Genomic DNA, 21,365 nt, shown 5'->3' with positions numbered 1-21,365 from the left:
ACCGACGCGCCAAGTCAGAACCGCAACACGCCCGGCAACTCGCAACTCGCCCGTGCTGCAACACGGTGAGTTTCGAGCTGCCGGGCGTGTTGCAGGCGATCAGGCCATATGCCGCTCGGCTCGCGCAGTACGTCAGCCAGCCACACGCTGACCCCGCCGTCCGCGCGGGCGAGCTCAGCGGCATACGACATGGTCTGTGAAGCGTCGTCCGGGAAGCGCGTCCCGAACCGATAGCCTTGCCGTTGGCTCAGCAGGCAGACGGAAGGCGGACTGATGCCGGCAATCGTGCTCGTCGGGGCGCAGTGGGGCGACGAGGGCAAAGGCAAGGCGACCGACCTGCTCGGCAGCAGCGTCGACTACGTCGTCAAGTTCAACGGCGGCAACAACGCCGGCCACACCGTCGTCATCGAGCAGGACGGCAAGCGCGAGACGTACGCGCTCCACCTGCTGCCGTCCGGCATCCTGTCCCCGAACTGCACGCCCGTGATCGGCAACGGCGTCGTCATCGACCTCGCTGTCCTCTTCGAGGAGATCGACGCCCTCGAGGCGCGGGGCGTCGACACGAGCCGCCTTCGGGTCAGCGCGAACGCGCACCTCATCCCGCCGTACAACCGGACGCTCGACAAGGTCACCGAGCGCTTCCTCGGCAGCCGGCGGATCGGCACGACGGGCCGCGGCATCGGCCCGACCTACGCCGACAAGATGAGCCGCATCGGGATCCGCGTCCAGGACCTCTACGACGAGCACATCCTGCGCCAGAAGGTCGAGGGCGCCCTCGCGTTCAAGAACCAGGTCCTCGTCAAGATCTACAACACGCGCGCGGCCGACGTCGACGAGGTGGTGACCGAGCTGTTGTCGTATGCCGCTCGGCTCGCTCCCATGGTCAGCGACGTCTCGCTGGAGCTGGGTCAGGCGCTCGACCGCGGTGACACCGTGCTGTTCGAGGCGGGCCAGGCGACGCTGCTCGACGTCGACCACGGGACCTATCCCTATGTCACGTCGAGCAATGCGATCTCGGCCGGGGCGTGCACGGGGTCCGGCGTGCCGCCCACGCGGATCGACTCGGTGATCGCGATCCTCAAGGCGTACACGACTCGCGTCGGGGAGGGGCCGTTCCCCACGGAGTTGCACGACGACCACGGCGAGTTCCTGCGCAAGACCGGAGCGGAGTACGGCACGACCACCGGGCGCCCACGGCGCTGCGGTTGGCTCGACGTCGTCGTGGGGCGGTACGCGACCCGGCTCAATGGCGTCACCGACTTCGTCATCACCAAGCTCGACGTGCTCACCGGTCTGGACAAGGTCCCGGTCTGCGTGGCCTACGACGTCGACGGGGTGCGGCACGACGACATGCCGGTCAACCAGAGCGACTTCCACCACGCGAGGCCGATCTACGAGGAGCTGCCCGGGTGGTGGGAGGACATCTCCCAGTGCCGCAGCTTCGAGGAGCTGCCCGAGAACGCCCGACGTTACGTGCTGCGAGTCGAGGAGCTCATCGGTGCCCGGGTCTCGGCCATCGGCGTCGGCCCCGGCCGTGACGAGATCATCGAGCGCCACCCCCTCAAGCCGCAACACGCCCGCTAACCGTCAACTCGCGCCGGTTGTAGCCGGGTGTGTCGACCGGTATCCGGGCGTGTTGCCGAGGAGAACTCATCAATGCAGAAGGACATCCCCATGACTGAGCAGGCCGTCGCAGAGGACTGGGTCACCCGGCTCGCCGACGAGGTGGTTGCCGAGGCACAGGCGCGCGGGATCGAGAACATCGTCTGTGCCTCGGGGATCAGCCCCTCGGGGCCTATTCACCTCGGCAACTTCCGCGAGCTCATCACGCCGCATCTCGTTGCGGACGAGATCAAGCGTCGCGGGATCGCCTGCGAGCACATCCTGTCCTGGGACGACTTCGACCGGTTCCGGCGCGTGCCGAAGAACCTTGCGGGCGTTGACGACTCCTGGGAAGCGCACGTGGGCAAGCCGCTGACCTCGGTCCCGGCGCCGCACGGATCGCCCCACGCGAACTGGGCCGAGCACTTCAAGGCGCCGCTCCTCGAGGCGATGGAGGCCACCGGCATCGAGGTGCGCGAGATCAGCCAGACCGAGCAGTACCGCGCCGGCGCCTACCGCGAGCAGATCCTGCTCGCCATGCGCGAACGGGCTGCCATCGACAAGGTGCTCGCGCAGTACCGGACGTTGGAGGCCGAGGCCGATGCGCGGCAGCGCGCCACGGGGAAGGGCAAGCGCCAGGACCCCCGACGGCAGAAGCAGGCCACCTTGACCGAGGAGCAGGCGGCCGCCGCGACCGAGGCGGAGCGGGGCTCCGGCGCAGCCACCGAGGACGACGGCAGCGAGGGATCGGCCGGCTACTTCCCCTTCAAGCCGTTCTGCTCCGTGTGCGGCACCGACTTCACGACGGTCACGGCGTGGTCCGGCGACTCCGGTGACGGGTCCCACCTGCTGACCTATCAGTGCACCAAGTGCGGCCACACCGAGCAGGTCGACCTCGACACCTTCACCAACGGCAAGCTCGTGTGGAAGGTCGACTGGCCCATGCGGTGGGCGTACGAGCACGTGCTCTTCGAGCCCTCCGGTGTCGACCACCAGAGCCCGGGCTCCAGCTTCGTCGTCGGCAAGGACCTCGCGCCGCTCTTCGGCTGGGAGCGACCGATCGGGCCGATGTACGCCTTCGTCGGCATCGCCGGGATGGCGAAGATGAGCTCGTCGAAGGGCGGCGTGCCCATCCCCAACGATGCACTCGACGTGATGGAGCCGCAGGTACTCCGCTGGCTCTACGCCCGCCGCCGGCCCAACCAGAGCTTCGACGTCGCCTTCGGCCCGGAGCTGCAGCGGCTCTACGACGAATGGGATGCGCTGGTGCGCAAGGTCGCCGCCGGTCCGGAGGGGGGTGCCCAGCCGGGTGACCTCGCGGCATACCTGCGCTCGACGTCGGTGGCCACGGCCGGGGGCTTGCGTGAGCTGCCGACGACGCCGCGGCCCATGCCGTTCCGGACCATCGCCTCGGTCATCGACGTCACGCAGGGCGATGAGGCACAGGCGGTGCGGATCCTGTCCGAGCTCGAGCCCGACAACCCGGTGACCTCGATCGACGACCTTCGTCCCCGTCTCGACTGCGCCGAGCGCTGGATGCTCGGCTACGTGCCGGCCGAGGACCGCACTGTCGTCCGGTCCGAGCCGGACACCGAGCTGCTGGCCGGCCTCGACGACGAGCAGCGTGAGTCGCTGAGCCTGCTCGTGGAGCGCCTCGAGGAGCACTGGTCGCTCGACGGCTTGACGCACCTGGTCTATGGCGTGCCCAAGGTCCAGCGGGGTCTCGACCCGTCCGCCAAGGTGAAGGATCCGGAGCTGTCACGGGCGCAGCGGGCCTTCTTCGTCCTCGTCTACCGGCTCCTCGTGTCCAAGGACACCGGCCCGCGGCTGCCGACCCTGCTGCTGGCTGTCGGCGCCGACCGCACCCGGAGGTTGCTCGGCCACTGACACCCGCCTCCGTCGAATGTGCAGTCCGCGCGGGGCGGGGGGCGGCGCGGACTGCACACTCGACCGGGCGGGGGGCGGCGCGGACTGCACACTCGACCGGGCGGGGGTGGCGCGGACTGCACACTCGACCGGGCGCCGGCATGCGAACGCCCCGGACACGTCGTTGTGATCCGGGGCTTCGACTTGGTGGTGGGCGGGGGGCGAGATGCAGGGGGGGAGCATCACGTCCCCCGCCCGGTGCGAGTCACGGCAAGCCACGACTGCGCCGGACGTCGAAGGGGCCTCGGGGGGAGAGACCGGCGGGGAGGGTGGGTGGTTCGCACGCCGTCGACGTCTCACTAATCATCCCGCGCGCCAAGGGCGAAGTCGACGGATCCCGCATTCCTTGAACAAGTCTTTACCTTGCAAACATCGGACGTCAGGACAGAACGGTCATCCGGTGCGCTGCACGCGTCAGCGCCACATAGACCACGCGGATGCCGCCGGGGGACTCGCGTGCGATCTCGCGCGGGTCGACGACGACGACGGCGTCGTACTCGAGGCCCTTGGTCGACATCGGGTCGACGACCTGGACCCGCCCGCCGGCCGAGCCGTCGAGCGGAGCCAGCTCAGCGGCATACCGCTGTGGTGTGACGACGGCGATCGCGCCGGCCACCTGCTCGGCGAGGGCATCGATGGCTCCCTGCACCGAGCCGAGCGCGTCCTGGCCCAACGAGCCCTCGACGACGTCGTGTCCCGTCTCGCGGACCGCCTCGGGGATGTCCGCGTCCGGCACCTCACGGCGGATCACCGCTGCGGCGTAGTCGAAGATCTCCCGAGCGTTGCGATAGTTCGTGGCCATGTGGAACGCGCGACGCTGCTGCGTGCCGAAGGCCTCGTCGCGCGCGGCCCGAGCCTCCTGCGCGTCGGTCCACGAGGCCTGGGCGGCGTCACCGACAACCGTCCACGAGGCGTGGCGCCCCCGACGGCCGATCATCCGCCACTGCATCGGTGACAGGTCCTGGGCCTCGTCGACGAGGATGTGCGCGTACTCATCCGGCTTTCCGATCCGGCCGGCCAGTAGTCGCCCACGCGGGTCCTCCGCGATGACCTCGGCTCGGGTCTCGCGGGTCGCCGAGACGGGCTGGACCTCGGTGACGCCGAACTGGCTGAGGTCCTCCAGCTCCTCGATCTCGTAGAACCCGCGCTCCTCCCGGGGCGCCTCCTGGACCGGTCCGACCTTGGCGGACAGGTCGTCGATGAGCGCGACGTCGGCAACCGACCAGGTCCCGACCTCGAGGGCGGTGCCGAACGAGGCGGCGAGGAGGCCCACGGCATGGTCATCGAGGACACCCCGGCCATGACGCCGCAGCAGTTCGGGGTCGGCGAGCCAGGTCAGCACCTCGCGGGGGTCGACCTGCGGCCACCAGGCCGCCATGAACGCCTCGACCTCGAGGTGGTCCTCCCACCTGTCGAGGAACTCGGCCTTGGCCTCGCGGTCGCCCGTGATGCCGAGCGATGCCCAGGCGGCTTCACCGAGAGCCGCCTGCGCGGCTGCCGTGGCGAGGTTGCGCTGGTGCTGCCTCAGCACCTGTGACCGCACCCGGTCGAGGACCGGGGACTCGAGGCGGACGGCACGCCCGGCGACAAAGGCCCGGAACTCGGTAGGGGCGTCCGGCACGCGCCCGCGCGCGGCCCTGCCGAGGACGTTCCGGATCCGGGTGGAGCCCTTGATGCGGGCCACCTCGGGGGAGTCGAGACGCTCGGTGTCCACCGCGTCGACGACCTCACCGACCGCCCGCAGCGTCACGGACTCCTCGCCAAGCGAGGGCAGGACCCGCTCGATGTAGGCGGTGTAGGCGCCGGACGGTCCGATGACGAGGATGCCGCCCGACTCGAAGCGACGTCGCTCCGAGTAGAGCAGGTAGGCGGCCCGATGCAGGGCGACGACCGTCTTGCCCGTGCCGGGTCCACCCGTGATCTCGGTGATGCCCCGCGCGGCGGCACGGATCGCCTCGTCCTGGTGGGCCTGGATGGTCGCGACGATGTCGCGCATCCGGCCGCTCCGGGACCGGGTGAGCGCCGCCATCAGGGCGCCGTCGCCGACGACGACGATGTCGTCCGGGACCTCGGGGACCATGAGGTCGTCCTCGACACCGATGACCGTGGAACCCTGGCTGCGCAGGACGCGACGCCGCAGCACGCCCATCGGCTCCGCGGGTGTCGCCCGATAGAACGGTGACGCCGCGGGAGCCCGCCAGTCGATGACGAGCGGCTCGTAGTCGTCGTCGCGCACGCCGAGCCGGCCGATGTACCGGACCTCGCGGTCCTCAGGACGCGCGGTCTCCCCGTTTCCGGCCTGCCTGAGCATCCCGTGGTCGATGTCGAGCCGCCCGAAGACGAGGCCCTCGTGCTCCGTGTCCAGCATGTTGCGCCGCCTGGCCGCGTGGAACATCAGGGCGTCCCGCTCGAAGAGGCTGGCCCCCTCGGCGTCGCCCACCTCGACCGTCCGGCCGAACTGGCCGCGGGCCAATCCTTCAGCCTGGACGACGTCCGCGCGGCGGCCCGCCTTCTCGAGCTCGGCCATGACTCGGTCGACATGGGCCTGCTCGACCGCGATCTGTTCCGCCACGACGTCCGGCACGGCGCTCAGGTGGTTCGGAGGGGACGCGGGTCGAGTCTGGGAGGACGAAGAGCTCACAGCCATCCAATGGTTCGACGAGGCACCCGGGGTGGGCGCGGGAACCATCAAGTCTAGTGTCATGGCATGGTCGGAGAAGGCTGCATCCCACCAACCGGTGATCCGCTCGTCGGCCGCGTCGTCCGGCTCGACGTCATGCAGCCGGAGGACGTGGAGGGGCTCTTCGCGGTCTACGCGGATCCCGTCGTCTACACGCAGGGCTACGCGATGGCGCTCCCGCCTGCCTCGCCGGCGGAGCTCCAGCTGCTCGTCACGACCGCGATCGGTGCCAGGCAACCCGGAGGCACCGGGCGCACCGCCTACACCATCCGCCTCGTCGAGGACTCGCCCCTTGGGGCGGCCGGCACCATCGTCGGCACCAGCTCGCTCGGTGACGTGGACACGCAGCGAGAGCACGTCCACCTCGGCTGGACGATGTACGGCTCCCGTTGGTGGGGCACTGCGGTCAACCCCGAGTCGAAGTTCCTCCTGCTCGCCCATGCCTTCGAGACGTGCGGCTTCGGGCGCGTGAAGCTGCAGACGGACGTCATCAACGCCCGGTCCCGCGCGGCGATCCTGGGGCTCGGTGCCACCTTCGAGGGCATCACCCGACGGGACCTCCGTCGTGCCGACGGCACCTGGCGGGACTCGGCGGTCTACTCGATCATCATCGACGAGTGGCCGGCGATTCGGGTCGCCCTTCGCGCCCGCCTGTCCTGAGCGTTCAGCGCAGTCCCGCGTGCGAGCTCCACAGCACCCCGGCCCGACTGGCTGCCTCGGCAACGAGGTTCGAGAGCTCCGGCCGGTCCGGCACCCGGAACGACACGTAGTTGCCGCGCCCGCCCGCCACCGGCCGCCCATAGGCCTTGGCAGCGAGGTGACCGTCGGGCAGCAGCCGCACGTTGAGGGTGGTGAGGACGAACTCCTGGTCGCGCCGCGTGTCGGTCCAGCGGAGCTCCTCCGGGATCGTGACGTTGATCGCGAGGGCGCTGACCTCGACCGCCGTGTCCGCACTCATGGACGAATGCTGTCACTGGACCGCCCGGACGAGCCAATAGGCTGGCCGCCGTGAAGGTCCTCGTCCTCGGTTCCGGCGCCCGTGAGCACGCCCTCGTCAAAGCCATCGCAGCCGACCCGGAGGTCGATGCGGTCATTGCGGCGCCGGGCAACCCCGGCATCGACGCGACCGCGCTGTGCGTTCCCCTGGACATCCTCGACGGCCAGGCCGTCGCCTCGCTCGCACGCGACCACGACGTCGACCTCGTCGTCGTCGGGCCGGAAGCGCCGCTCGTGGCGGGAGTTGCTGACGTATGCCGCTCAGCCGGCTTCCCGGTCTTCGGACCTTCCGCTGGTGCCGCGTTGCTCGAGGGCAGCAAGTCGTTCGCCAAGGAGATCATGGCCGCCGCCGAGGTGCCCACCGCCCTCGCGCACATCTGCACCACGATCGAGCAGGTCGGATCCGCGCTCGACGCCTTCGGCCCGCCGTACGTCGTCAAGGACGACGGCCTGGCCGCCGGCAAGGGGGTCGTCGTCACCGACTCCCGGGACGCGGCCCTGCAGCACGGCGAGCGGTCCCTCGCGAAGGCCGGTGGGCGGGTCGTCGTCGAGGAGTATCTCGACGGACCTGAGCTGTCGGTGTTCTGCATCTCCGATGGGACGCACGTCGTGGCGCTGGAGCCGGCCCAGGACTTCAAGCGCGTCGGTGACGGCGACCTGGGGCCGAACACCGGTGGCATGGGCGCCTACTCGCCGCTCGACTGGGCGCCACCGGGCCTGGTGGAGGACGTCGTCGCACGGGTGGCGCAACCGACGATCGACGAGATGCATCGGCGCGGGACGCCCTTCGTCGGCGTGCTCTACATCGGGCTGGCCCTCACCAAGCGGGGGCCGAAGGTGATCGAGTTCAACGTCCGCTTCGGTGACCCGGACGGGCACGCGAGCTTCGTCCGGCTCGAGTCGCCCTTCGCGCAGCTGCTCTTCGCCGCCGCCACCGGTGAGCTCGAGGGCTTCGGCCGGCTCCGCTGGGCGGACGACTACGCCGTCGTCGTCGTCATCGCCTCGGGGGGCTATCCCGCGGCGCCGCGCACCGGTGACCGGATCAGCGGGCTCGACGCAGCAGGCGAGGTGCCCGGGGTCGCGGTGCTCCACGCCGGCACGAAGCGTGACGACTCCGGCGCGCTCGTCTCGGCCGGAGGACGTGTCCTCAACGTCGTCGCGGTGGGCAGCGACCTCGGGAAGGCAAGGTCAGCGGCATACGACGCCGTCTCGATGGTGGAACTCCCCGGCTCGCACCATCGCACCGACATCGCGCTGAAGGCGGAGCGCGGCGAGATCACGATTGGAGCCTGACGTGGCGGATCTCCTTGAGCTGGAAGGATTCCGGCACGTCTACTCCGGGAAGGTCCGAGACCTCTACGCACCGGTCGATGCCCAGGGCGAGGTCGACCCTGATCGCCTGCTCCTCGTCGCCTCCAACCGGCTGTCCGCCTACGACTGGATGATGACGCCGGAGATCCCCGACAAGGGCGAGGTGCTGACGAGGCTGTCCCTGTGGTGGTTCGACCAGCTCTCCGACCTCGTCCCCAACCACGTCATCTCTACGGACGTGCCTGCTGCTGTGGCCGGCCGGGGCGTGCTGGTCCGCAGGCTCACGATGCTCAAGGTCGAGGCCATCGCGCGGGCCTACCTGACGGGCGGGGGCCTCGAGGAGTACAACGCCAAGGGCTCGGTCTCCGGGGTGCCGCTCCCGGAGGGCCTGGTCGACGGGTCGCGCCTGCCTGAGCCGGTCTTCACGCCGACGACGAAAGCGCCGTTCGGAGAGCACGACCTGCCCATGATGCCCGCCGAGGTCGAGGCCGAGCTCGGGGCCGAGGCCGCGGCGGAGGTGTCGCGTCTGACCCGGGCCATCCTCGTCAGGGGCAATGAGATTGCGTCCCGGAGAGGCATCCTCATCGCCGACACCAAGGTCGAGTTCGGCCTGGCTCCGGACGGATCCGGTGGGCTGGTGCTGGCCGACGAGGTGCTGACACCGGACTCGTCGCGATTCTGGCCCGCCGACCAGTGGGAGCCCGGACACGCGCAACCGTCCTACGACAAGCAGTTCGTGCGTGACTGGCTGACGTCGCCCGAGTCGGGTTGGGACCGCAGCGGTGGTGAGTCGCCGCCGCCGCTGCCGGAGCGCATCGTGGAGCAGACCCGGGCCAAGTACGTCGAGGCCTACGAGCGACTCACCGGCGAGCGCTTCTGAGCGACTGGCGTCCGCCTCCTTCCCGCAGGCTCTGCCTCAAGCTGGCTCCGCGACGTCGCCCCGGGACGCCCCGGGAAGTGCAGCCGCCACTCGTCAGCCAGCCGTGGCACCGCCATTCCCTTGGCGCGCATGGCGGACGTGATGCGCTGCAGCGTCTTCCCGGGCGTCTGGTACAGGTCCTTCGACCTGATGATCACGATGCGCCAGTGATCGCCATCCATCCACTCGCGCCGGTCGATGTCGCCATCCCACTGCTGATGCGAGTCGGCGTGCTGTCGACCGTCGTACTCGACGACGAGCCGGAACTCCGGGTAGCTGAGGTCGAACCGGTACCGCAAGGAGCCGTCAGGCCACCTGACCTTGTGGTTGATCGTCGGTTCCGGCAGACCGGCCAGGAGCATCAGCATGCGGACACGCGACTCCATCGGAGAGTCGACGTCACGCCGGACGAGCCTGGCTGCCCGACGCAGCAGCCGCTGCCCGCGACCCCGGAAGGACGCTGCGGCAGCGACGAGCTCCTCGGGCCTCACCATCGCCGCTTTGACGAGTGAGTCACCGAGCACGACGAGGTCGACGAGCCCGAGCTCGCCGCCGAGGTCGAGGAACGTCTGGACCGGCGTCGTGACCCGCATCCCATTGAGGCTGTTGCACTGCTGGCCGCCCACCTTCACCCGGTGCGCTTTGATGCCGAGCACCCGGGGACGGCTGCCGTCGACGGAGACGTGGGTCTGGCCGTCGTCCGGCACGACACCACCCCAGATGCGGGCGGCGCTGTGATGTGACGCCGCAGCCTCCTCACCACAGAGCAGGAGTGCACCTGCGGCCCTGACCCGCTCGGTGACTGGGACCTTCCGGTCGAGGTACACGCCCCGAAACAACCTGCGGAAGCGGCGGCGGCGTTTCAGATCCCACTCGGTGACGCCGGGTGGCAGGTCGAGCGCGCGCGTGACCCGCCCGGTCGTCTCGTCCCGGACTCTGGTCACGGAGACACGGAAGGGTCCGCTTGGAGCGTGCCGCGGCGCCGGTGTGCGAGGCGGCGGGGTTGGCGCTGGCATGCGCTCGATCATGGCGATCAGCGGTGCAACCCCGCTGACGCCATCCACAGGCTCCGCGCGCTCCGACAATCGAGCCCGGGCGCATCTGTCGGCGCACCTTCCGGCCGGATCGCGCCGACAGGTGCGCCGAGGCTGGATTGTCGGAGGGACCTCGCTGTCACACGATGCGTGACACCCCCGGCACTCTCGTCAGCAGCCAGCCGAGGGCGAACGACATGGTCACGGCGAGGGTCGACGCCGTGACATAGGCAGCTTCGGGCGGCCAGTGCAGCAGGCGGACACCCAGGACGAGGGCGACCAGCACGCTTTGGTGCACGAGGAACGCGGCGAACGCCGATCGTCCGAGCGCCCGACCGAACCGACCGGGCTGCTGGTCGAAACGTCGCCAGAACAGGTCGACGACCCAGAGCGGAACCGTCATCACCATGACCGCCTGGATGGACGCGAGCACCGCGGACTGCCACGTCCCGCCTCCGAGGAAGGGCTCGATGCCCATGCCGGTGACCTCGCTGAAGATCATCAGCACGACCCCAGCGACAAGACTCAGCCACGCCACCACCCGGATTCGGCGTGCGAGGTCGCGATCCAGGGGGAGCCACGCGTGCTCTGCTGCGAGCACGCCGATGGTGAAGCCGGCGACCCAGCCGGGGAGCTGGGCAAGAGCCAGGTGCCACACCTCCACACCCAGCGGTGCCTGGATCATGATGAGGAAGGCGGCGACCGCGACGGCAACCGCCCCCATGAGCAGCTGCGCCAGCCGCAGCGGTCGGCCGGCCTCGAGGCCCTTGCGCACGGACCGGAGCAGGGCATAGAGCAGCGAGAAGCCGAAGAGCACGCCGAGGAACCACGTCGGTCCGGGGACCGGTGGCCACCAGATATGCGGCACGAACTCCCAGAAGCCGCCGGTCCAGCCGGCGTTCTGTGGGTCGACGTACTCGATCGGCGGGCTGAGCAGGACGACGAAGGCCGCCATCGGGACGAGCAGCCGGAGTGCCCGGTCGGCGACAAAGCGGGTGAAGCCCTTGCGCTGCAGGGACCGAGGCGTGAAGTACCCCGCGACGAGGAAGAAGAGCGCCATTCCGAAGAGCGCAGCGATCGCGGCGATGAGGAGCAGGACGGTCAGCAGCGGTTCGCGCACCGGTGTCTCGTTGAAGACCCAGGTGTCCATTCCCGTCCAGGCCATCGTCGCGTGGGCCACGATGACGCCGGCGACGAGCACGACCTTGAGGTGGTCGGCCCACGCGCGACGCGGTCGGGCCACCACATCAGGGCGTCGACCACTCTGCGGAACTGCCTGCGGGAGCACCTTCACGTCGCCACCTCCCACGCTCAGCACACGGCGAGTCAGGCTGTCCCGCTAGGGGCAAAAGTCCCATGCCGTATGCCGCTGGGCCGGCTTCCGCTCACCAGCGCCGTCAGCTGCGCCGGGGCGCACGTGTCGGCGGAACGGCACCCGTCAGGTTGCCAGCACCTCGGCGACGGTGACGACCGACGCGAAGCGCCCGTGCAGCGCCGCCGCGGTCCGCTCGATGACCTCGTCCGCCGGGATCTCCCGCGTCCCGTCGGCGGTCCGCAGCGGGTGCGTCGCCGTCGCGTCGACGACGAACCGCACGTCATGCCCGAGGTCGCTCGCGAGCCGGGCGGTCGTCTCGACGCACTGCTCGGTCCGGATCCCGGCGACGTCGACGCCACCGATACCCCACTGGGTGAGCAGCTGCCCGAGGTTCGTCGTCGTGAAGGCGTTGTGGCTCGTCTTGTGCAGCACCGGTTCCCCATCGGCGGGCTCGAGGCCGGGCAGGAGGTGGACGTGCCCGCTCGCCGGGTCGAAGGGAGTGTCGCTTCCGGGTTCCGAGTGCAGGACCCAGACGACCTTGTGGCCGACGGCCCGGGCGTGCTCGACGAGCGGCTTGATGCGTTCGGCGATGTCGGGCGCGGAAACCTGCGCCCAGCTGGGCAGCTCCCGGAAGGACTGCTGGACGTCGATGACGAGGAGTGCTCGGTTCATGACCCCAAGTTTCGGCGCCGACCCGTCTCTCGCACGAGGCCCCTGCCGGCCACCCAGCGGACAGATCCGGTCACGAGCGCGCGGGAGCGAGCTCAGCGGCATACGGCCTCCTGCCCGAAGGGCCGGAAAGCCTGTGCGAGCCTAGGCGCATGACCGAGCCGGCCACCCCCTCCCACGAGTTCGAGCGCCTCAAGGTGCGGCAGAAGATCACGTTCATGGTCAACCGCTACGAGGTGATGCGCACGGATGAGACGGGCAACGACCTCGGTCTGCTGTGCTTCGCCGAGCAGAAGCGCATGGCGATGAAGGAGCAGGTCACCTTCTTCACGGACGCGGCCAAGACGCATCCGCTCTTCGGCTTCAAGGCCCGCAAGGTCATCGATCTCGGGTCCGGCTACGACATCGTCGACGGCGTGGGACAGCCGATCGGCTGGTTCCGCAAGGACTTCACCGCCTCGCTGGGCAGGTCGACCTGGCACCTGGGGACGCCGGACGGCTTCGAGTGCGTCGGGCAGGAGCGCAACGCCAAGGTCGCCGTGCTGCGGCGCGTCTGGGACATCATTCCGGTGGCGGGCGACCTGCCCGTCCCGTGGCTCTTCCACTTCGACTTCCGTGCCGGTGACGGAGCGATCGTCATGAGCTCGACGAAGCGGATCGGCATCAAGGACACGTACTTCATCGACTTGCCGGCCCAACGGAACGGCTGGCGCCTCGATTGGCGGGTCGCCTCGGCGATGTCCGTCGCCCTGGATGCGCTTCAGTCCCGGTGACGCTCCGGTGATGCGCCAGTGACGCGCCGGTGATGAACCGGTGACAGGCGAAAGCAATCCGGGGTACTTCGTCCCATCGGGCCCCGATCTCTCGTAAGGTCTCGCGGAGGACATTCCGGTCAGAAAGACCGGAGTGGTCCGCACCACCAAAAATCAGGAGAGAGTCACACATGACGCATCGCATCAGCCGCGTCGTCGCTGTCGGGGCAGCGGCGCTGCTGGGGGCCACGGCGTTCGCCGTCAGCCCCGCCCAGGCGGACAACGACACCAAGCCCAACCCGAGCGCCAACATGTCGCTGCAGCTGCTGTCGTTCAACGACTACCACGGCCACCTCGAAGCCAAGAACAACGAGACTGGCCCGCTCGACGGCAAGGACGTCGGCGGCGCCGAGTTCCTCTCCGCCAAGCTGACCGAGCTGCGCGCCGGGCACAAGAACACCCTCACCGTTGCCGCTGGTGACCTCATCGGTGGGTCGACCTTCCTGTCCGGCATGTTCCACGACGAGCCGGCCGTCGAGACGCTCAACGCGATGGGCCTCGACGTCTCCAGCGTGGGCAACCACGAGTTCGACGAGGGCACGACCGAGCTGCTGCGCATGCAGAACGGTGGCTGCCACCCGACCGATGGCTGCTACTTCCCGGACGCGCCCTACGCCGGCGCCGACTTCCAGTGGCTCGCCGCCAACGTCGTCCGCAAGGACAACGGCCAGACCCTGCTGCCGGCCACCTCGGTCAAGAAGGTCAACGGTGTCGACGTCGGCTTCATCGGCATGACCCTCGAGGCGACCCCGACGCTGGTCAGCCCGGCCGGCGTGTCGTCGGTCGAGTTCAAGGACGAGGTCGAGACGGCCAATGCCCAGGCTGCCCTCCTGCGCCAGCGCGGCGTCGAGGCGATCGTCGTGCTCCTCCACGAGGGCGGCTACCAGGCGACGCCGTCCGGCATCAACACGTGCAACGGCATCTCTGCCCCGATCGCGCAGATCGCGGCGCAGCTCGACCCGGCGATCGACGCCGTCGTCACCGGGCACACGCACCAGCCGTACGTCTGCCAGCTGCCCGACCCGTCCGGCGCCAACCGGCTCGTGACGAGCGCCGCCGACTACGGCCGCGTGGTCACCGAGACCGAGCTCGTCATCAACCGTCGCACCAAGGACGTCGTCCGTGACCAGTCCACGGCGACGAACCACCTCGTCGAGCGCGCCGCCCTGACGGCCGACCCGGCGCAGACCGCCATCCTGAACAAGTGGAAGCAGCTCTCCGGCCCGATCGCGGGCGAGGTCGTCGGCACGGTGGCCGAGGACATCCTCGGCGACTCGAGCGGCAACCGCGGCATCGAGACGCCCATGGGCGACCTCGTCGCCGATGCCATCCTCTGGGGCACCCAGGAGACCGACGCCCAGATCGCCTTCATGAACGTCGGTGGCGTGCGGGGCTCGTTCCGGTACGACGCCGTCACCAACGGTGAGCAGCCGGGTGAGATCACCTACGAGGAGGCCTACCTCGTGGCCCCCTTCGGCAACGTCCTCGTGACGCTGGACCTCACCGGCGCGCAGATCCAGACGATCCTCGAGCAGCAGTACCAGCCGGTCGCGGCCCGGGGCTCCCGTCCGATGCTGTCGCTCGGCGTCTCCGAGGGGTTCACCTACGAGTGGGACGCCTCCCAGCCGCAGGGCAGCCGGGTGGTTCGCGGCTCGATGGCCCTCAACGGGGAGCCGATCGACCTCAACGCCACCTACCGGGTCGCGACGCTGAACTTCCTCGCGGACGGCGGTGACCTGTTCACCGGCTTCACCGCGGGGAAGAACCGCATCGGCGGCCCGGAGGACCTGGCCAACCTGGTCGGGTTCCTCAAGACGCACCCGGGTCTCAAGGCTCCGGGCAGCCGCATCGCCGGTCTGTAAGGACGCTGTCTGATCGCTCGCACGAGGGCCACCCCCAACCGGGGTGGCCCTCGTGCTGTCCGGGCGAAAGCGAGGGCAGCCGTGCACGGCGGGTAACCTTGACGCGGCAGCCCGCCTTGCCACCCGCCTCGCACCACCGGGAGACCGCACGCCATGGCCTCGTCGCACGACCTCGTGCTGACCACCGTCCCGGGCGGTAGCGCCCTCTCTCCGTTCCGCGGCACGGCGCTCCTCACGCGCCTCCAGGCGGCCGTGCCCTCGGTGGCCGGGCTCTCCGCCCGGTACGTGCACCAGGTTGCCAGCCACGGGCCGCTGGATGACACCACTCTGGAGACGGTGACGCGCCTGCTCACCTACGGTCCGGAGGCGGGGCCCGAGCCCGACGGCGAGTACGTGGCGACCGTCGTCGTCTCGCCGCGACTGGGCACGCTCTCGCCGTGGGCGTCCAAGGCGACTGACATCGCGCACAACTGCGGCGTCGACGTTCGCCGGGTCGAGCGGGTCACCGAGTACCGCATTGCCTCGTCCTCGCAGCTCTCCGAGTCCGACTGGGCTGCGGCAGCCGACCTGCTCCACGACCGGATGACCGAGTCGGCGCTGCCGTCCGTGGCGGCCGCCAGTGCACTCCTCGACGAGCGCCACCCGGAGCCGATGGAGCACGTCGACGTCCTCGGCCGCGGCCGCGCCGCCATCGAGGAGGCGGACAAGACCTACGGACTCGCCCTGGCCGACGACGAGATCGACTATCTCGTCGACGCGTTCACCGGACTGAGGCGCAACCCGACGGACGTCGAGCTGATGATGTTCGCCCAGGCCAACTCCGAGCACTGCCGCCACAAGATCTTCAACGCCGACTTCGTCGTCGACGGCGAGCCGAAGACGCGGTCCCTCTTCGGCATGATCCGGCACACCGAGGAGGTGGCCGGGCAGGGCACCGTCGTCGCGTACAAGGACAACGCGTCGGTCATGGCCGGTGGACCCGTCACGCGCTGGCTGCCCGAGGGGCCGGGTGACGGCCCGAGCCGCTACGCCGCGCGGCCGGGCGAGGTCCACGTCATCATGAAGGTCGAGACCCACAACCACCCGACCGCGATCAGCCCCTTCCCGGGTGCCGCGACCGGGGCCGGTGGCGAGATCCGCGACGAGGGCGCGACCGGCCGCGGCAGCCAGCCGAAGGCGGGCCTCACGGGCTTCGCCGTGTCGAACCTCCACCTGCCCGGCACCGACGAGCCGTGGGAGCGGGAGGTCTACGGGGCGCCGGACCACATCGCCTCGCCGCTCGAGATCATGGTCGAGGGGCCGATCGGCGCGGCGGCCTTCAACAACGAGTTCGGCCGACCGGGGCTCGGGGGCTTCTTCCGCGTCTACGAGCAGACCGTCGACGGCGTGCGCCGCGGCTACCACAAGCCGATCATGAGCGCGGGCGGCCTCGGCTCGATCAGCGCCGACCAGACCGAGAAGGTCCTCTTCCCGGCCGGCACCCTGCTCGTCCAGCTCGGTGGTCCGGGCATGCGGATCGGCATGGGTGGGGGCGCGGCGTCCTCGATGGCCGCGGGGGCCAATGTCGCCGAGCTCGACTTCGACTCCGTGCAGCGGGGCAACCCCGAGATCGAGCGCCGCGCACAGGAGGTCATCAACCATTGCTGGAGCCTGGGCGCGGACAACCCGGTCCTCGCGATCCACGACGTCGGTGCCGGTGGCCTGTCCAACGCGTTCCCCGAGCTCGTCGACGGCGCGGGCCTGGGGGCGCGGTTCGACCTGTCCGCGGTCCCGCTCGAGGAGTCCGGACTCGCACCCAAGGAGGCGTGGTGCAACGAGAGCCAGGAGCGCTACGTCCTGGCCATCGCGCCGGAGTCGCTGGAGCGCTTCGCGGCGCTCGCCGACCGTGAGCGGTGCCCGTACGCCGTCGTCGGGGTCGCCCGTGACGACGCCCAGCTCGTGCTCGCGCCCTCGACCGAGGACGACCCGGGCGACGACCGGCCCATCGACATGCCGATGGAGGTGCTGCTCGGCAAGCCGCCGCGGATGACGCGGGATGTCACCCGGCTGACGCGAGTGGGGGACGAGCTCGACGTCGATGCGCTGGAACTGCGCTCAGCGGCATACGCCATCGTGCGGCACCCGACGGTGGCGTCGAAGCGGTTCCTCGTCACCATCGCCGACCGCACCGTCGGTGGCCTGACCCACCGCGACCAGCTGGTCGGGCCCTGGCAGGTGCCGGTGGCCGACGTCGCTGTGACGCTGTCCGACCACCTCGGGTTCGCGGGTCAGGCGATGGCCAGCGGGGAGCGCATGCCGCTCGCCTCGGTGGACGCGCCGGCGTCCGGACGGGTGGCCGTCGGCGAGGCGCTGACGAATCTCCTTGCCGCGCCGGTGGATTCGCTCAGTGGAGTGAAGCTCTCCTGCAACTGGATGGCGGCTTGCGGGGAGCCGGGCGAGGATGCGGCGCTCTACGACACGGTCCACGCCGTCGCGATGGAGCTCTGCCCTGCGCTCGGGATCTCCGTGCCGGTCGGCAAGGACTCGCTGTCCATGCGCACCCGGTGGACCGACCCCGCGACCGGCGAGGACAAGCAGGTCACGTCGCCCGTGTCGCTCGTCGTCTCGGCCTTCGCGTCGCTGCCCGACGTGCGCGGCACGTGGACGCCGCAGCTGCGACCGGGTTCCGTGCTCGTGCTCGTCGACCTCGGCGCTGGGCGCGACCGGCTCGGCGGGTCGATGGTGGCCCAGGTGTCGGGTGTGTTCGGGGGCGAGGTGCCCGACCTCGACGATCCTGACCGGCTCGTGAGGCTTGCCGCAGCGCTGGCCGAGGTGCGTGGTCTCGGGATCGACGTGGCCTACCACGACCGGTCGGACGGCGGCCTGTGGGCGGCGGCCTGCGAGATGACCTTTGCCGGGGGGACGGGGGTGGATCTCGAGGCCCCCTCTGTCGCAGGCCTGTTCACCGAGGAGCTCGGTGTCGTGCTGGGCGTGGACGAGGCACAACTCGCCGCGGTCCAGGACGTCTTCACCAGGCACGGCCTCGGCGAGCTTGTCTCCGTCGTCGGTCGGACGAATCCTGAGCGACGCGTCCGCGTCGCCATCGGCGGTGCGGCGGCGCTCGACGAGTCGGTGCGGGACCTCGCGCAGGCCTGGGACGAGGTCTCCTGGCGGATCGCGGCGCTGCGGGACAACCCGGCCTGCGCGGATGAGGAGCACGCGGCGTTCGGCGCGGATGACGACCCTGGCCTGGTCGTGGCACCGACCTTCGACCCGACCGAGGACGTCGCGGCGCCCTATGTGGCGCTTGGGGTTCGGCCCAAGGTCGCCATCCTGCGCGAGCAGGGAGTGAACAGCCATGTCGAGACGGCGTTCGCGTTCGATCGGGCGGGCTTCGACACCTACGACGTGCACATGACCGACCTGCAGGCCGGTCGCTTCGACCTGGCCGACGTCGTCGGGCTCGTCGCCTGCGGTGGCTTCTCCTACGGCGACACGCTCGGTGCCGGTGAGGGGTGGGCGCGCTCGGTGCTCTTCAACGAGCGACTGACGGAGCAGTTCCAGGCGTTCTTCCACCGTGAGGACTCCTTCGGGCTGGGGATCTGCAACGGGTGCCAGATGTTCGCGGCGCTGGGGGAGCTGATCCCCGGCGCCGAGGCCTGGCCGCGCTTCACCCGCAACCGCTCGGAGCAGTACGAGGCCCGCCTCACCCTCGTCGAGGTGCTCGAGTCGCCGTCGATCTTCCTGAAGGGCATGGCGGGCAGCCGCGTGCCGATCGCGGTGGCGCACGGGGAGGGCTTCGCCGACTTCTCCGCGCGCGGCGACTCCGGTTCGGTCCAGCGGGCGATGCGGTTCGTCGACCACCATGGCGCGCCGGCGCTCACGTATCCCCACAACCCGAACGGGTCGCCCGACGGGCTGACCGCGGTGACGACCCCGGACGGCCGGTTCACGGCGATGATGCCCCACCCGGAGCGGGTGGCCCGCAACGTGCAGCTGTCGTGGACCTCGGGCCGGATCGAGGACGAGAGCCCGTGGCTGCGGATGTTCCGCAACGCGCGCGTGTGGGTGGGCTGACCTTCCTCTGCGGTATGCCGCTGAGCCCCCTCCCCGTCGAGTGCGCACTGTGCGCCGGGCCAGCTCCTCGGCGAGTGTGTGCACTCCGCCCCCACCCGAGCCCCCCTATTCGTCGACTGTGCACTTTGCGCCGAGCGAGCCGACGCCGGGGGTTCCATGGACTTTCTGAGTCCACGGAACGTCCAGCCCACGTCCACGTCATGTCCGAGCAACGTGCCCCGTGGGCGGTGACCGTTGTCTCATGCACTCCACCCGGGCTCTTCCGAATCCCCACGTCGGCCGATTGCTCCCAAGCGGGTATCGCGCCCATCGGCGCGATGTCACGGCGGGAGCCCTCGCAATGCTCCCGCTGGTGGTGGGCTATGTCCCCTTCGGTCTGCTCGTGGGCGTGGCGGTGTCGCGCAGCGCGGACTGGCTCGCCGCGTGGACGGGCACGATGACCATCTACGGCGGAAGCGCCCAGCTGACCCTGCTCGAGCTCCTCACCCGTGGTGCAGCCGTGTGGACGGCTGCGGCGGCAGCGGTCCTGGTCAACACCCGGCTCCTGGTCTACAGCCTGGCGCTCATGCCTCTCTTCGTGTCGGCTCGGCTGCCGGTGCGACTCGCGGCCGCCGCCTTCGTCATCGAGCCGACCTGGGTGGTCGCCCTGCAACGGGCCGAGTCGCCGGGAACGGACGCGCAGCGGCGGTGGCACTTCGTCGGTGCCACAGTCGTTCTCACCTCCGGCTGGCTCCTCGCCGTGACCGCTGGACTGGCCCTCGGTCGCCTGAGCACCCCCGTCTTGTCGGTCATCGCGCCGCTCTGCCTCATCGCGGTGGTCGTGCCGCACCGTCGGTTGCCCGGTGGGGTCGTGGCAGTTCTCGCCGCCGGGGCATTCACGCTGCTCGGTGTCGCACTGTCCCTGCCGTCGGGCGTGATCCCGCTCGTCGCCATGGCAGCCGCCGCCGCGGCGGGGCTCGGCGCCTCGGCCCGAGTTCCGACGAGCGGAGCACGCCGATGAGCGTCTGGGTCGCTGTCATCGTTGCCGGGCTCGGCAGCTACAGCCTGCGGGTCCTTCCCTTCCTCGCCGGCGAACGAGTGCACCTGTCGGAGCGCGCTCAGGCGGGCTTGCGGCACGCCGGAATGGGCGCCATCACGTCGCTGCTCGTCCTGGGCGTCGTGGGCCTGCTCCGGCCAGGATCGGGACTGCAGGCGGTGCCGGTCGTTGTGGCCATCATCGCGGCGACAGTCTCCGCACTGTTGGGCCGCTCGATGCTGATGACGGTGCTCATCGGCGCAGCCGCCTTCGCCCTCGCATCTCTCCTGGCCGGTCCGGTTGTTCAAGGGCTGCTCGGCCGCTGACCTCCGGCCAGCGAGGACTTGTCGCGGCTCAAGCCAGCTCCCAGAATCGAGCCATGTTCATCAGAGGTGTTGCTGAAGACGATGCGCGCGGCGACGTCGCCGAGTACTACGAGTCCCAGCGCGCGATGTGGGGATTCTTGCCGAACTATGCGGCCACGTTCTCCCATCGGCCCGAGGTCGCCCGGGCGTGGCAGGACCTCAACCTCGCCATCCGCGGTGGCATGGACCGGCGGCGCTACGAGATCGCCACGATTGCGGTCGCCCGGGCCCGGCGGTCGACGTACTGCACCGTGGCGCACTCAATGTTCTTGCGCGACGTCTGTGGCGACGAGGCGGCGATGCTGTCTGCCAACGCCTTGGCCGACGGCGAAGCTCTGGACGAGGTGGACCGGGCCGTCTACGACTTCGCGACCGCGGTTGCCACGGACGCAGCCGGCATCGAACAGGCCGACGTCGACCGGCTGCGGGCTGTCGGGCTGTCGGACGCAGACATCGCCGACGTCGTCCTGGCGGCCGCGGCCCGGTGCTTCTTCACCGCGGTCCTCGACGGTTCCGGAGCTCGCCTCGACGCCGAGACCGCCGCGAAGTTCCCGTCGGACCAGCTCGCCGCGATGCTCGTCGGTCGCCCCGTCGCGGAGCACTGACGGTGGTCGGCGTTTGCCATCGCCGACAATTGGACCCCGGCGCAGTTGTCGGCGTCCTTCGTCGAAGTACCGGACCGACAACCGCGCCCCGGCGCGATTGTCGGAGGTCACCGCGGAGTCGCGCGGAGCACGCTCGACGAGGAGGGAGCCGCGGCGCGGAGTGCACACTCGACGGAGAGGGTGGGAGGGCTGGGACTG

The 21,365-nt window shown here is 70.2% G+C and carries 16 protein-coding genes; 11 read left to right on the top strand and 5 right to left on the bottom strand.

Features of this window, described 5'->3' with window-relative positions; genetic code table 11:
* The first annotated feature begins 273 nt into the window (after positions 1-273).
* Positions 274-1,584 carry an adenylosuccinate synthase gene (locus tag ABF401_RS15120; RefSeq protein ID WP_353510397.1) on the top strand — a complete coding sequence of 437 codons (1,311 nt, stop codon included), beginning with the start codon at positions 274-276 and terminating at the stop codon, positions 1,582-1,584.
* 90 nt (positions 1,585-1,674) lie between these two features.
* Positions 1,675-3,489 (top strand): lysine--tRNA ligase, encoded by a 1,815-nt coding sequence (gene lysS / locus ABF401_RS15115; protein ID WP_353510396.1) that lies wholly within the window; start codon positions 1,675-1,677, stop codon positions 3,487-3,489.
* Between the two features lie 418 nt (positions 3,490-3,907).
* On the opposite strand, the gene ABF401_RS15110 is transcribed toward lysS, so the two are convergent.
* Positions 3,908-6,175, bottom strand: coding sequence for a HelD family protein (locus ABF401_RS15110; RefSeq protein WP_502908258.1), 2,268 nt, complete (start codon positions 6,173-6,175; stop codon positions 3,908-3,910).
* Positions 6,176-6,235: 60 nt separating this feature from the next.
* On the opposite strand from ABF401_RS15110, the gene ABF401_RS15105 reads away from it, so the two are divergent.
* Positions 6,236-6,868, top strand: coding sequence for a GNAT family N-acetyltransferase (locus ABF401_RS15105; protein ID WP_353510395.1), 633 nt, complete (start codon positions 6,236-6,238; stop codon positions 6,866-6,868).
* Between the two features lie 4 nt (positions 6,869-6,872).
* On the opposite strand, the gene ABF401_RS15100 is transcribed toward ABF401_RS15105, so the two are convergent.
* Positions 6,873-7,166 (bottom strand): hypothetical protein, encoded by a 294-nt coding sequence (locus ABF401_RS15100; RefSeq protein WP_353510394.1) that lies wholly within the window; start codon positions 7,164-7,166, stop codon positions 6,873-6,875.
* Between the two features lie 50 nt (positions 7,167-7,216).
* Between ABF401_RS15100 and purD the strand changes: the two genes are divergently transcribed.
* Positions 7,217-8,497 (top strand): phosphoribosylamine--glycine ligase, encoded by a 1,281-nt coding sequence (gene purD / locus ABF401_RS15095; RefSeq protein WP_353510393.1) that lies wholly within the window; start codon positions 7,217-7,219, stop codon positions 8,495-8,497.
* A gap of 1 nt (position 8,498) precedes the next feature.
* A complete protein-coding gene (locus tag ABF401_RS15090) occupies positions 8,499-9,395 on the top strand; it encodes a phosphoribosylaminoimidazolesuccinocarboxamide synthase (protein ID WP_353510392.1) in 897 nt (298 codons plus the stop codon).
* Here ABF401_RS15090 and ABF401_RS15085 read toward each other — a convergent pair.
* From ABF401_RS15085 to ABF401_RS15075, 3 genes are all read right to left on the bottom strand, one after another.
* On the bottom strand, positions 9,365-10,378 hold the full coding sequence (locus ABF401_RS15085; protein ID WP_353510391.1) for a DUF559 domain-containing protein: 1,014 nt from the start codon (positions 10,376-10,378) through the stop codon (positions 9,365-9,367). The two genes, ABF401_RS15090 and ABF401_RS15085, sit on opposite strands and share 31 nt — an antisense overlap.
* Positions 10,379-10,607: 229 nt before the next feature.
* Positions 10,608-11,762, bottom strand: a complete 1,155-nt coding sequence (locus ABF401_RS15080; protein ID WP_353510390.1) for an acyltransferase family protein — start codon at positions 11,760-11,762, stop codon at positions 10,608-10,610.
* A gap of 144 nt (positions 11,763-11,906) precedes the next feature.
* Complete coding sequence (locus ABF401_RS15075; protein WP_353510389.1) at positions 11,907-12,455, bottom strand: cysteine hydrolase family protein; 549 nt, start codon at positions 12,453-12,455, stop codon at positions 11,907-11,909.
* A 149-nt stretch (positions 12,456-12,604) separates the two neighbouring features.
* On the opposite strand from ABF401_RS15075, the gene ABF401_RS15070 reads away from it, so the two are divergent.
* The 6 genes from ABF401_RS15070 (at position 12,605) to ABF401_RS15045 (ending at position 21,167) form a co-directional block, all read left to right on the top strand.
* On the top strand, positions 12,605-13,225 hold the full coding sequence (locus tag ABF401_RS15070; protein ID WP_353510388.1) for an LURP-one-related family protein: 621 nt from the start codon (positions 12,605-12,607) through the stop codon (positions 13,223-13,225).
* A gap of 170 nt (positions 13,226-13,395) precedes the next feature.
* Positions 13,396-15,126 (top strand): bifunctional metallophosphatase/5'-nucleotidase, encoded by a 1,731-nt coding sequence (locus ABF401_RS15065; protein ID WP_353510387.1) that lies wholly within the window; start codon positions 13,396-13,398, stop codon positions 15,124-15,126.
* 153 nt (positions 15,127-15,279) lie between these two features.
* On the top strand, positions 15,280-19,182 hold the full coding sequence (purL, locus tag ABF401_RS15060) for a phosphoribosylformylglycinamidine synthase (RefSeq protein WP_353510386.1): 3,903 nt from the start codon (positions 15,280-15,282) through the stop codon (positions 19,180-19,182).
* 340 nt (positions 19,183-19,522) lie between these two features.
* Positions 19,523-20,182, top strand: coding sequence for an AzlC family ABC transporter permease (locus ABF401_RS15055; RefSeq protein WP_353510385.1), 660 nt, complete (start codon positions 19,523-19,525; stop codon positions 20,180-20,182).
* Positions 20,179-20,523, top strand: coding sequence for an AzlD domain-containing protein (locus ABF401_RS15050; protein ID WP_353510384.1), 345 nt, complete (start codon positions 20,179-20,181; stop codon positions 20,521-20,523). The genes ABF401_RS15055 and ABF401_RS15050 overlap by 4 nt, the downstream gene beginning before the upstream one ends.
* Positions 20,524-20,576: 53 nt before the next feature.
* Positions 20,577-21,167, top strand: a complete 591-nt coding sequence (locus tag ABF401_RS15045) for a carboxymuconolactone decarboxylase family protein (RefSeq protein WP_353510383.1) — start codon at positions 20,577-20,579, stop codon at positions 21,165-21,167.
* The last annotated feature ends 198 nt before the right edge of the window (positions 21,168-21,365 follow it).

Origin of the sequence: Intrasporangium sp. (genome assembly GCF_040414665.1) — a bacterium.
In the GTDB taxonomy this organism is placed as follows: Bacteria; Actinomycetota; Actinomycetes; order Actinomycetales; family Dermatophilaceae; genus Intrasporangium.
This window is presented reverse-complemented; position numbering and strand designations above follow the sequence as displayed.